The sequence below is a fragment of the Micropepsis pineolensis genome (genome assembly GCF_055392125.1).
In genome coordinates, this window is record NZ_AP042408.1 from 1,835,268 (window position 1) to 1,847,553 (window position 12,286).

Below are 12,286 nucleotides of genomic sequence, written 5' to 3' on the forward strand. Positions count from 1 at the left end.
CGAACTTGCCCGGGACCGGTAAGCGCCCTTCGTCTATCGGTTAGGACTCAAGATTTTCAATCTTGCAAGAGGGGTTCGACTCCCCTAGGGCGCACCAACAAAATCAAAGGCTTAGCGGCGAATAAAAAAGGTTAGACACTTTCTGGCTGGAAGGTTAGACAGTTTCACCTTTTGTTCTTGCCTCGCGCGGCGGTCCATTTGGTCATCGCCACCTGCGCCATCAATGCCTGATCCGCATCCTTTGCATATTTGCGTTCCATCTGCTCGGAAAGGTGCCCGGTGATGGATGAAACCTTGCCGCCGGTTTCAGCGATGATTCTGGCAGCCGTCTTGCGTAGCCCATGCAACACGCAATCATCCGGCAGCCCGGCTGTAGCTATGGCGCTGGCCATGATGTGGCCGAAATAGATCGGGTTAAGTGGCCTTCCTCCTGCCCCCGTCAATATCGTCTCTGCCCGCCGAGGGGCCGCAGAGATCGCCTCAGCGAGTGCGGGGTGGATCGGCAGGCTGATGACGGTGCCGGTCTTTTGTTGCTTCACCAGAATCTTGTTTCCGGCGATGTCGGCCCATTTCATCTTCGCCACATCGGCGCGTCGTTGAGCGGTGTAAAGCGCCAGTGCAAACCCTGTGCGTTCCAGTGTGCTAAGTGGCCATCGCGCCTCGAATTGCTTCAGCTCGGCGTCTGTCCAGTCCCGGTACCACCCAGTTTTCAGCATTTTAATACCTAGTGCAGGATTCTCATCAATCGTTCCTCGGTCTACGGCAAAAGACAGTAGCACGCGAATTGCACGCACCATTTTATTTGCTGCGCCGGGCTTATCTTTCATTTTATCGCGCCACGTCAGTATGTGTTTGCGTTCCAGTAACGCCACAGGGTTGGTGCCGCGTTCGCTGCCATCTTTGTTTGGTTCCCGGCAAATAGCTTCCAGCGCGTAACGCATTTCGCGTTGCGTTGTCTGGGCGAGGTTTGAGAATTCTGCAGAGGCATAATAAGCCTCGCACGAGGCTTTCAGAGACCCGCGCGGCGGTGCTACCCCTATAGACGGCTGCATCTGTGCGAGCGCCATAGCCTCTGCAAGTGCAGCGGTAAATTCTAGAGACCCCGGATCGCCGGGGAGTGATATATTTATACCTCTGCAGCGATAGTAATGCCGCCACTTGCCGTAACGGTCACGATAACTATGCACGTATGGTATGTCGTGCTTCACAGCAGTTCTTATTCGTCCCAAGGGTTGCTTGTGGTCAGTCCGCTGCGCTCTTTCAGGGCCTGCCATGCTGATTGCAGTTCTAAAAAAAACACAGCGGTATACGTGGACTGATGTACGTTGGTTGAGGCATTGTTCCCTCGGTAACCAGCGCGTGGAACGTGCCGGGGCTTATGCCGAATGCGGCTGCGGCTTCGGTTTCACGCAGGGCAAAGCGCGGCACTGGCGGGCGTAATGTTATGGCCGGGGCGGGGGATACCTGTCTGGCGCTTGCCGTTCTCATACGGTTTCTCCATCCAATAACGCGGCTAAGTGTTGCATGTTACGGTTGTTCTGTATTTTGTTCGTGTCTTCTGAAATGAATTCTCTTTGTTGCGAACGAAATGAGAGGTTCATGTTATGGCGTGTAGCGAAGGCTGTTGGCTGGTGCGCTGTGTGCGAAGTGTTCGGTGCTGGTTTGAAAAAGATTATGATCGCACTCTTTTTGTTTATCTGATTGTATTCACCATTGTGCTTTTTCAAATAAGCGGTGATTGGATACGTAAGTATGAGAAATATGCGGGGTGGGCTCAGGTTTACGCTTCTTTCATAGCGGTTATTCTCACTGGGTACATTACGCGTATTCAGATACGAAAAAGAGATAATGCGAAAAGTAGACGGAATCTCGAAACCGTTGCGGTCGTCATATCTTTGGGTGCACAGGCCGTTAAAGAGGTTGAAGACACAATTTTCATTCCTCCGCCCGGAGGGGGGGTAGTGATCCTGTTATCTTCATAGAGAATGTTTCTAGCGCTTTGACACCATTGCGGATCCACGAATTGCCTGATCTTGGTATGATCGCATTGGCGGTTCAGATAAAATCTGAAATGGAGGATTTTGCTGTGTGGCTGGGGAATTGCACAGTTTCTGAGAATGGATTGGGAAGGCGGTATCGTGGGAAGGGCGGTAAGGACAACTGTCCGGGTACTGTAAAAATTGAGCGCGTACAAAAGGACTGTTCGTCTTTTGTAGAGCAAGCAAAAATATATCTTAAAAAACACGCATAACATCGTCGTGACCTTCGATCCCGTTATGCAGTTACGTATGTGATCTACATAACGGGATTCATTTGTATATGTATTCATGCCGCTATTTTTTCGTCTGCTTTTCCCGCCAGCGTGCGGACAAGGCGCAGGACAGTCTGGCGGTGGCTTGGTGTGGGAATGGCGATGAACCCGGTGAGCAGGTCGACTGCGCCGGGCTGCGCAAGGGCCGTGCATATCGGCTGCTGTGCTGGGTCAGCGTCCAGCGGGCCGATCAGTTCTGCGGCACTGCATTTCAGCGCCTTGGCAATTTCAATCAGGCGTGAAAACCCCACGCGGTTTGCGCCGTGTTCGTACTTCTGCACCTGCTGAAATGTCACCCCGATTTTGTGAGCCAGATCATCTTGGGTCTGGTTGATTTCCAGGCGGCGCATGCGGATGCGTCCACCCAGTGCGGTGTCGAGCGAATTCGGTGTGTTGGTGCCGCTGGTCATTTTTATGTCCTCGTGCGGTGGTGGTTATGCCGCCGGGCCGAATAAATCGGCGACGGCGGCGGTTTCGTGTTTGCTGCTGGTCAGGCCGAGCGCGTCGGCTTTCCATTTCTGGATGCGCAGTGTGCGGGCTCGCCGGTGAATACGTCGTCCAGCGCTTTGTCATCATCCGGGTGCAGCAATGCGTGTGGCAGCCATTCGATTTTTGGTGTGCGGGCGTGATCGCGGGACGTGTTGTCAGCAATGATGAGATCGCCGAAATCAGTAACAACCTAGCCCGTAATCCACTTGGCGTGGATCGGGATAATGACTTTCGGATCTCGCTGGCTGGGGCACAGGAGAAGACCGCGCTGCTTCGCCATAATGGAAAATGGCTGCTACCAGCAGGAACAACACCGACCACGCATATTTTCAAACCCCAGATTGGCAGACTACCAGGCGGCATTGATCTGACCCGGTCGGTCGAAAATGAATATCTCTGTTTGAAGTTTACCCAAGCTATGGGGTGCTCCAGTGCTGCGGTTGAAATGGTGACATTTGAGGGAAAGCGCGTACTGGTGGTCGAGCGGTTCGACCGCATTTTGACCAAGGGTAAACGGCTTTTACGAGTGCCTCAGGAGAATTGCTGCCAGGCACTTTCCGTTCCATGGACGCAGAAATATGAAAGTGATGGTGGCCCAGGTGTTGTTTCTATCTTGAAGTTATTGTCGGGCAGTGACGATGTTTCCGCTGATCGACAACTGTTCCTTAAAGCCCAAATCGTATTTTGGCTGCTAGGGGCAACAGATGGGCATGCCAAGAATTTCAGCCTGATCCTGTTGCCAGGTGGTGGTTTCCGTCTGTCGCCACTGTACGACGTAGTATCGGCCCAGCCGAGTGTTGGTGCCGGGCAAATTCGCCTGAACAAGATGAAGATGGCGATGTCGTTTGGTGCCAAACGGCATTATGTTTTTAATACCATCATGGGACGGCATTTCGTGCAAAGTGCCGAGATGGCCGGTGTCGGTGGGGCGCTGGTGATCATCGACGAAGTGCTGGCTATGGGGGAAGCTGCTCTCCATAAAACACTATCTGAATTGCCAGTGGATTTTCCGGCGCCAATTGCAGACTCCATTATTGGCGGTGTCCGTGCTCGACTTAGTCTTTTGGCCAGTGAGCGAGCTGGGTTATACATCTGATATAATGTTTTCCATTGCTTCTTAAAGGTATACGATAAGCTAAAAATGGTAGGTAAATTTGTGATAAACTCATGCTCCCACAACAGGACTTGCCGTATCACGGCTATATACAATTTGTTATAACGCCAAAATCAGAAATGATCTTCCGGAGTCGTTTTTATTCTGATGGGATCTGCATTGTATAAAGTTCGTTGTAACGTAACGATAGCTTCAAGGCCGCCCTGTGAACGGTTGTGGATGTGCAATGTGCCGTCATGTCCGCGTATGACTGCCTGGGCTGCTGTGAGACCGAGACCAACGCCGCCACTCATTCGGTTGCGCGATTTTTCCAACCGATAAAACGGCTGGAATACCTTTTCCAGTTCTGCAACTGGAATTCCAGGACCACAGTCCCGGACCTCTATAGAAACCGTTTTATCCGTAACGACAAGTTCGACATCTGGCGGCGTTGCGTATTTGACAGCATTTTCGATCAGATTGGTAAAGGCACGTTTCAGGGCAATGGGACGCCCGCTGTAAACGCAATGAGGTATCCCGGTGTAGGTTACCTCGATACCCTGATCCGCAAAATCATCGACGATAGTTTGTAAAATCTCTGCCAAGTCGAAAGTTCTTGGGACTTCTTCATCGATGTCGTTGCGGAAGAATGTCAAAGCGCCGTCGATCATTGTCTGCATTTCTTGAACGTCTTGGAACAGCCGATCCCGCTGTCCCCGGTCTTCGATATATTCCCCGCGCAAGCGCATGCGGGTTAGGGGCGTGCGCAGGTCGTGTGAAATTGCTGCCAGCATATCGGTACGATATGCGATAAATTCTTGGATTTTTAATTGCATTTCATTGAAGGCCGCAACTACCTCTCGGAGTTCCTGTGGACCAACTTCCTTAATCTGTAATGCCTGCAAATCAATGCCACGCAGCCTTACGGCGTTGGCGAACTGTTTAATCGGTCTGGAGATGAGTCTTGTGGTGAAGACGGAGACACCAATGACAGCAAGAAGAAGAAAGACCATCCATACGCCCAGTCTCTGAGATTGGCTAAGTCCCCAATAACGGCCATAGCCCATGAAGACGAGCCAACTGCCATCTTTCAATTTTACGGCAAAATAATAGGCACTCGGGTATTGGCTTGTTCGCAGAGGGAAATCAGGAGAATGATAAAGGGGGTCATTCGGCGTTACGGCTACTGCAGTCCGCTTCAGATAATCGGAAAAGTCCGTAAGTTCTTTCGATTTTGAGTATTTGCTCTTATGACTATGTTTGTTCAGCCAATGCGATACATTGCTCCCACTTGCATACCATTGTGTCCGGTAAGTTCGTGTGTTTACTGTTTCCGCAAGCCTGCTGCGCAGGTCCAGCGGAGTGGATTCGATGATTTGTATGGTCGCTGTCGCGCCATCAAGCTGCGCCGCTGGGTCGTTTGGCGGTCTCGCCCAGATACCACCCAAAACGTAAAAAAGACCAATCAGGATACAGGTTACAACTAGCGCGGTTGCTATTGTGAGGCCAAAACGCCAGGCGATGGTGTCCTGTGGCTTCCATGTCATCGGGAGGTGACCTTCAAGGTGAACATATAGCCCCCGTTGCGGATCGTGCGGATAATCGATGGCGCCTTAGGATCATCTTCTAGCTTTCGCCGAAGACGGCTCACCTGAACGTCAATGGTGCGATCAAAGGGGGCATCATAGGGGGCATAGGTTAAGCCCCGTGCATCAAGAAGTTGGTCCCGTGTAAGGACGTGCTGTGGGTTTTCGACAAAGGATAAAAGTAAATCAAATTCCCCACCTGTTAGGAATACCAGTGTTTCGTCGCCAGCTAAAAGTTCACGGCGGGCTACGTCGAGGCACCATTTACCGAAATAAAGCTTGGGACGTGCCTTTTCCAAAGTGGCTGTGGAAACGGTTTCACCCGTCCGCCGAAGCACGGCTTTAATCCGGGCGAGTAGTTCGCGTTGGTCGAAAGGTTTTGTCACATAGTCATCTGCGCCGACTTCAAGGCCAACTACGCGATCGGTATAGTCGCTCATTGCCGTTAGCATAATGACTGGAACACGCGACTTTGTGCGCAACTTTTTGCACAAGTCAAAACCGTCTTCCCCTTGTAACATCAGGTCTAAAATAATGATATCGATCGACTGTGTCTCCACGGCAGCGAACATTTCATTCTCATTCTTTGCCGTTGTAACCGCATGAGAATGCCGTTGAAAAAAATTGGTCAACAGGGAGCGAATGTCTTCATCATCGTCGACAATTAGAATGTTGGGCATATCGGTCATTCTCTACATATAGCAGGGCAGCCATGTCCGCATGTGTGCGGTTTTTGTCGCGTTATTTCGGAATGTCATAATGTTTCAGACCGGAAACAATCGGGACATACGCCATTCAGGTTCCTTCTTTAACTTTGACTAAAGGTGAACCATTTTTCCATAGGAAGCCAGATGTCACGACAAAACGATGTTAAACGCGTTTCGCAAATGTACCGCAAGGGTACCTATCAGGTTTCTCGTATGGCGGGAAGTGGCGCGTGGGGCCGCCTTTTGGGGGCGATGTTCTGTACTGTGTGTGTGGTGGGCGGGGCCAATGCTGACGATAATAATGTAACCGCAAAAACTTGGGACGTGTCACTCGGCGCGGGGACCATGGCACGACCAACGTTCAGTGGAAGCGACCGTTACACCATCGCACCGCTACCATTGATTAACATCAAATGGAACGACATGGTTTCACTCGGATATGAAGGGCTCAGTCTTTATTGGCATCACGATAATTTTCGGATTGGTACCGGACTAGTCATTGATCCCGGCAGAGACACCAGCCATGTTAATACCATTTCTTTTACAACGGGTGATGAGCGCCTGAAAGGATTGGGCAAGATCGATCTCTCCCCTGGATTAAAAGTATTCGCATCCTATCAGCTGTCGAGTATTAATTTTATGGTTTCTGGGGTCAAATACGAGGGCTCACAGAATAAGGGTATTGTCGTAAATTTCGGGGCCTCAGCACCACTTCAGCTTGGAAGCGGCTTGACCTTGACGCCGCATGCCGGAGCCAACTGGGCCGATAGCAAATATATGCAGACCTATTACGGCGTGACGGCCCAGCAGTCTTCCAAATCCGCATTTGCAGAGTTTGATACTAAAGCCGGAATGCGGGACGTTAACGGTGGAATTACACTAACCTACGCATTCAATCGTCATTGGTTTACGAGTACTGACTTTACTGCTACCCAGCTTCTTGGTGATGCGAAAAAAAGTCCGATCAGTTTTTCCGATACCGGTATGATGGTTATGACGGCTGTAGGCTACCATTTCTGATCTTATGCTTGTTGCTAATCATAATAGCAGTTTGAAGCGTGTGTACTTGAAACGCTGTTAACGCTGTTACTGCCGCCTCAGCATGATTTTCCCTTGGGTAGGCAACGAATGTCATTAGGATTGTCCCGCCTGGATGGAGCACCCCCCTGACGCGCTTATCCCGCGCTTCCCATCTGCGCATCCTAATTGGCATACACGGGCGGTTGCTAGCGCAGCCGCCCGTGTTCCATTTCAGTCTTATGCGTCATCCTTTTGTCGTGACAGCCAGGCATAGGTCGAAGGCAGTACAACCAGCGTGAGCAGGGTCGAGGTGATAAGTCCGCCAATAACGACCGTTGCAAGAGGCCGTTGCACCTCAGCACCGACACCGCTTGATAATAGCAGTGGTACCAGTCCCAGTGCGGCGATACAGGCAGTCATCAGTACGGGCCGCAGACGTGACTGCGCCCCGGCTTCGATGGCCTTCTGCATCGCCATTCCGTCCGCAACGTTGCGGTTGATTGCGCTGACCATGACGACGCCGTTCAAAACGGCCACACCGAACAGCGCGATGAACCCGATGGAGCCCGGTACGGAAAGGTAGGTTCCGGTGATGAACAGCGCCACGATCCCACCGATCATGGCCAGCGGAACGTTGATCATAATCAGCATGGCTTGACCGACCGAGTGAAAGGCAAAATAGAGCAGCAGGAAGATCAGCCCTAAAGACAGTGGCACCACAATCATCAGGCGTGTCATGGCGCGTTGCTGGTTCTCAAACTGCCCGCCAAACACCACGCTGTAGCCCGGTGGCAGCTTGACCTCGGTGTCGATTTTCGACTTCAGTTCGGTGACTAGGCCGCCCATGTCGCGGCCTTCGACATTGGCCTGTATCACCACGCGGCGCTGAACATCGTCGCGGCGGATCTGCGGTGGGCCATTGACTATCTCGACTTTCGCCACATCGCCCAAGCGCACCAGAGCTCCGTTGGGCGCTTTTAGTATCAGATCGCGGATTGCTTCCGGGCTGCTGCGGTAGGATTCTGCCAACCGGACATAAACATCATAGCGTTCGTTGCCATTGATGATCTGACCTGCCGCTGTGCCGCCAATGGCATTTTCCACCACATCCATCACATCCCCGACCGCGATACCATAACGATCCAGAACATCCCGGTTAGGTGTAATGGTCAGCTGTGCTTCGCCAGCGATTTGTTCCATCGCCACATCGGCGGTGCCTTTGGTCCCACGGGCCAGCGCTTCGATTTCGCGTCCCTTCTTTTCCAGAACGCCTAAATCGGGGCCAAACAGCTTAATGGCAAGGTCCGCCTTGACGCCCGAGATAAGCTCGTCCACGCGTGTGGCAATGGGTTGCGAGAAGGACAATTGCACACCGGGGTAGAACGATAGCGCCTCTTCCATTTTTGCCCGCAGATCCTCCAGATTTTTAGCGCTTGTCCAGTCACTTTCCGGCTTCAGACCAACCAGAATTTCGGTGTTGTTGACCTGCTCGGGGTCGCCGCCCACTTCAGCCCGGCCCGTGCGGCTTAAGGCATAGGTTACTTCAGGAAATTCCATCAGCTTGGCGGCGATCTTGGGTGCCAGATCAAGTGAGGTTTTGAGACTGGCCGATGGTGCCAGCGTTACACGGACGGCCATGGTCCCTTCCTTCAGATCGGGGACAAATTCCGTACCGAGGAATGGAACCAGCGCTAGGGTGGCAACAAGAGCCCCAACCGCCGATCCGATCACCAGCTTGCGCCGGGGCCTGATCCAGACCAGGACGTGGCGATAGAAACGCTCGATAGGCCGCAGCACAGGGCTTTCTCGGTGATGAACCTCGCCTTTAAAGAAGAAACTGGCGAGCGCAGGGATGACCACCAGTGCAACAACCAGCGACGCCAGAAGACCAAAGACGATGCTCTGAGCCATCGGCTGAAACATCTTGCCTTCGACGCCCTCAAGGCTGAACAGCGGCGCAAAGACAATGATGATAATCAGCACGGCGAAGAAGACCGGTCTGGCAACCTCGCGCGCGGCTATTTCGATGCGCTCGCGCCAATCCAGCGCGCCCGGACCGGATAGGCGGGTGAAAATATTTTCCATCATGACAACGGAACCGTCCACTATCATACCAATGGCGATGGCCAGTCCGCCGAGCGACATCAAATTGGCAGAAATGCCGAATAGCGCCATGGCGATTAGTGCGGCGACAATGGAAATTGGCACCGACAGCAACACCAGAAACGCTGCCCGCAGGTTCATCAGAAACGCAATCAGCACAATAACAATCAGTACGAAGGCTTCCATCAGGGCCTTGGTGACGGTGCCAACCGCCTTATGCACCAAGGATGACTGATCGTGAACCACCTTAAGCCTGACGCCCGGTGGCAAGGCTTTTTCGACCATGGGCAGGCGATCACGCACGCTGTTGATGGTGGCATTGGTATTGGCACCAATGCGCTTGAGAACAATACCGGTTACAACCTCGCCCATCTGTCTGGGGTGACCGGCTTTGTCGCGCAAGGTCAGCATGGTAGCGCCCTGGCGGATTTCGCCGCCGAAAGCCGTCTGTCCCAGATCCCGCACGCGGATTACATTGCCGTCTGCTTCCCTGACCGGCGTGTTAGCAACGTCATCCAGTCCCTGCGCCCCCGGCCGCATCCAGCCTACGCCGCGAATAACAAGTTGTTCGGCGCCGCGATCCTGATACCAGCCGCCAGCATTGCGGTTATTTTTCTCCAGCGCCTCCTGCACCTCTTTGATGGAGAGTTTGTAGGCCAGGAGTTTCGAGGGATCGAGATTGACCTGATATTGTCGCACAGATCCACCGAAGGATAGCACGTCGGTCACACCATCGGCGGGTTTCAGCAGTTGTTTGACAACCCAGTCGTTGATGCTGCGCAGTGCCATGCCGTCATACTGGCCAGGAACTTGGGAATAGAGCGTATAGTACAGAACTTCGCCGAGGCCCGATGAGTTGGGGCCGATTTCCGGCGTACCGGCCTGTTTCGGAATGTTTTCCTTGGCATTCTGAAGTTGCTGGAAAACCTGTTGCCGGGCGAAATAGATATCCGTGCCTTCCTTGAAAACCACGGTGACGACGGAAAGCCCGGTCATCGAGGTCGAGCGGACCTGTTCGACACCAGGCAGGCCGTACATCGAGGCTTCCACCGGATAGGTGATGAGTTGTTCTACCTCGGCCGCCGCCAATCCCTTGGCTTCGGTGTTAACCACCACCTGAACCGAGGTGACATCGGGGAATGCATCCAGGTTGAGACGTGGAATGAAGATCAGGGCTGCAATCGCCAACCCCAATATGCCGAGAACTACGAGCAGTCGATTGACGATGCTCGCACGTACAATACGGTCCAGCATGGCTCAGTCCTCGCCCGCAAAGGAAGATTTTTGCGCTTCGGAATGCACGAAAAATGCACCGGATGTGACGACGCGAACCCCTTCGGCCAAACCATCAATGGTGGTGCGTTCGCCCACAGTATAGCGCAGCGTCACACGCTTTGGTTCAAACCCGCCATCATTGTCTTCAACATAGACAACCCAGTTGCCCGCGCCGTCGCGTAACACCGCATCTGTTGGCACACTTATGACTGGTTCTGCTTTGCCAATCAGCTCGACATCGACGAACTGACCGGGCTTGAGCAGCAGGTCTGCATTATCAATGGCCAGTCGAACCAGAACCGTCCGGGTGCTTTCGTCGACAATGCTCCCGGTTTGCAGAATTCGTGCGCGGCGAACCTGTCCACCCACAATCACCCGTGCGTCGTTTGCGCCGACGCTTTGCGCCAGCGACGGGGCCAGCCGTGCCTCGACCCAGATGTTTTTCGGATCAGTAATTTCGAACAGTGGTCGGCTTTCCTGTTCGACCACGATCACATCGCCTTCACGAAAATCATCTTTTGTGATGGTTCCGCCGATGGGAGCGACCAGATCGAACTGACCGGTGGCGCTGTTGGCCAGACCTTTGCGGGATAGCGCGGTGATCTGCGCTGGTGTCAGGCCGTAACTGAGAAGTTTTCCATAATATTGCTGCCGGTTTGATTGCGCCTGATCGAAGTCTTTTTGGGAAATTGCCGCGGTTTCATGGAGGCGACGGTAGCGGGTCAGATCACGCTCGGCCAAAACATAGCCGCTTTGCGCCTCGGCCATACCCTGACTATAGAGCGTCACCAGAATTTGTCCCTGGGCCACTACGTCCCCCAGTCTGGCATGCCGCTTCATCACCGTGGCGGTGATGCGTGGCCCGACCGTCTTGGTGATGTAGTCGTTGGTGCGCACTTCTGCCGGGGCGCGGATGACCGGCGGCAGTGTGCTGCGGGCAAGCGGCGAGACGATGATGCCGGCTGCACGGCGTTGCTCTGCCGTTAAGACCACCCGACTGGAATTTTCGGCATTTGTTGGTGGGGGTGGCTGACTGGGCGTTGTGTGGTTGAACAGTACGAATGCGCCTGCGATCAGAAGTAGCGCAAGCACAGATACTGCGGCCGAGTGGTACGGTTTTTTACAGGCGCGGGCATGAAGTGCGCGCAGCTTCTGTGCCCCCCAAAGAGAGCGTGTTTTGATTGTCATAAAAGAATCCTGACGAGCATTGCAAATGACCGCGCGCCGAGGGCTGCTGGCGGCGGTACGAATAAAGGCAATGGTCAGGAGAGCTTAAATCAGCAGAAGAACACTGGATCGCTGGACAAGATAAGCATTAACACCAAATGGCGAGCCGCGCGGTGATGGGCCACGCGTAATCGGCAAGGCTGGTACAACCGGGGTGCTGGAAAGAATGGCAACAGCCATATCGGGTGCGTTGTGCAGCAGCTTTGCGGCACACACTTCATCCGGCATGGTTGCCAGGCACTCATGCGCCGCGTTGGTATCGTGGGAATGGCCAAGCGATACCCCGGCGGGTGCGGGCTGATAGGATGCGGCAATCCGTGCTGGTGCAAAGTCATATTGGCAGACGGGCAGGGCCGTCAGCGCTTCGGGCACAAGATTAGCCACCAGCAGCGCAATGGCTGCCAGACGCAGGAAAATATGAAGGCGGCTGCGGTGCATGCTTAAACTATTGGGTGCGTGGGGGCGGAAGTCAAGG

9 protein-coding genes and 1 tRNA gene are annotated in these 12,286 nt (G+C 53.5%); 3 read left to right on the forward strand and 7 right to left on the reverse strand.

Annotation, left to right across the window (positions count from 1 at the left end):
* Positions 1-22 precede the first annotated feature (22 nt).
* Positions 23-97, forward strand: a tRNA-Glu gene (locus tag ACZ5RI_RS08210).
* Between the two features lie 67 nt (positions 98-164).
* On the opposite strand, the gene ACZ5RI_RS08215 is transcribed toward ACZ5RI_RS08210, so the two are convergent.
* Positions 165-1,067 carry a tyrosine-type recombinase/integrase gene (locus tag ACZ5RI_RS08215; RefSeq protein ID WP_464510882.1) on the reverse strand — a complete coding sequence of 301 codons (903 nt, stop codon included), beginning with the start codon at positions 1,065-1,067 and terminating at the stop codon, positions 165-167.
* 1,258 nt (positions 1,068-2,325) lie between these two features.
* Positions 2,326-2,721, reverse strand: a complete 396-nt coding sequence (locus tag ACZ5RI_RS08220) for a helix-turn-helix domain-containing protein (RefSeq protein WP_464510887.1) — start codon at positions 2,719-2,721, stop codon at positions 2,326-2,328.
* Positions 2,722-2,840: 119 nt separating this feature from the next.
* On the opposite strand from ACZ5RI_RS08220, the gene ACZ5RI_RS08225 reads away from it, so the two are divergent.
* Entirely contained in the window at positions 2,841-3,896 is a 1,056-nt protein-coding gene (locus ACZ5RI_RS08225; RefSeq protein WP_464510891.1) for a HipA domain-containing protein, read from the forward strand.
* 131 nt (positions 3,897-4,027) lie between these two features.
* On the opposite strand, the gene ACZ5RI_RS08230 is transcribed toward ACZ5RI_RS08225, so the two are convergent.
* The gene (locus ACZ5RI_RS08230) at positions 4,028-5,440 is read right to left on the reverse strand and encodes a sensor histidine kinase (RefSeq protein ID WP_464510895.1); all 1,413 of its coding nucleotides are present in this window, start codon (positions 5,438-5,440) and stop codon (positions 4,028-4,030) included.
* On the reverse strand, positions 5,437-6,159 hold the full coding sequence (locus tag ACZ5RI_RS08235; RefSeq protein WP_464510899.1) for a response regulator: 723 nt from the start codon (positions 6,157-6,159) through the stop codon (positions 5,437-5,439). Before ACZ5RI_RS08235 ends, ACZ5RI_RS08230 begins: the two co-directional genes overlap by 4 nt.
* A gap of 171 nt (positions 6,160-6,330) precedes the next feature.
* On the opposite strand from ACZ5RI_RS08235, the gene ACZ5RI_RS08240 reads away from it, so the two are divergent.
* Positions 6,331-7,206: a MipA/OmpV family protein gene (locus tag ACZ5RI_RS08240; RefSeq protein WP_464510903.1), complete on the forward strand. Its 876-nt coding sequence runs from the start codon at positions 6,331-6,333 to the stop codon at positions 7,204-7,206.
* Between the two features lie 237 nt (positions 7,207-7,443).
* Here the strand turns inward: ACZ5RI_RS08240 and ACZ5RI_RS08245 are convergent, their stop codons facing one another.
* The 3 genes from ACZ5RI_RS08245 to ACZ5RI_RS08255 all read right to left on the reverse strand — a co-directional run bounded on the left by ACZ5RI_RS08245 (position 7,444) and on the right by ACZ5RI_RS08255 (position 12,249).
* Positions 7,444-10,563, reverse strand: coding sequence for an efflux RND transporter permease subunit (locus ACZ5RI_RS08245; protein WP_464510908.1), 3,120 nt, complete (start codon positions 10,561-10,563; stop codon positions 7,444-7,446).
* A 3-nt stretch (positions 10,564-10,566) separates the two neighbouring features.
* Positions 10,567-11,577, reverse strand: a complete 1,011-nt coding sequence (locus ACZ5RI_RS08250; RefSeq protein ID WP_464510912.1) for an efflux RND transporter periplasmic adaptor subunit — start codon at positions 11,575-11,577, stop codon at positions 10,567-10,569.
* A 279-nt stretch (positions 11,578-11,856) separates the two neighbouring features.
* Positions 11,857-12,249: a hypothetical protein gene (locus ACZ5RI_RS08255; RefSeq protein WP_464510915.1), complete on the reverse strand. Its 393-nt coding sequence runs from the start codon at positions 12,247-12,249 to the stop codon at positions 11,857-11,859.
* Positions 12,250-12,286 lie beyond the last annotated feature (37 nt).

Bases quoted from the DNA above. Each gene is read 5' to 3' on its own strand.
- ACZ5RI_RS08220 (WP_464510887.1), bottom strand. From the start codon at position 2,721: ATGACCAGCGGCACCAACACACCGAATTCGCTCGACACCGCACTGGGT.
- ACZ5RI_RS08240 (WP_464510903.1), top strand. From the start codon at position 6,331: ATGTCACGACAAAACGATGTTAAACGCGTTTCGCAAATGTACCGCAAG.
- ACZ5RI_RS08230 (WP_464510895.1), bottom strand. From the start codon at position 5,440: ATGACATGGAAGCCACAGGACACCATCGCCTGGCGTTTTGGCCTCACA.
- ACZ5RI_RS08215 (WP_464510882.1), bottom strand. From the start codon at position 1,067: ATGGCGCTCGCACAGATGCAGCCGTCTATAGGGGTAGCACCGCCGCGC.
- ACZ5RI_RS08235 (WP_464510899.1), bottom strand. From the start codon at position 6,159: ATGCCCAACATTCTAATTGTCGACGATGATGAAGACATTCGCTCCCTG.
- ACZ5RI_RS08245 (WP_464510908.1), bottom strand. From the start codon at position 10,563: ATGCTGGACCGTATTGTACGTGCGAGCATCGTCAATCGACTGCTCGTA.
- ACZ5RI_RS08255 (WP_464510915.1), bottom strand. From the start codon at position 12,249: ATGCACCGCAGCCGCCTTCATATTTTCCTGCGTCTGGCAGCCATTGCG.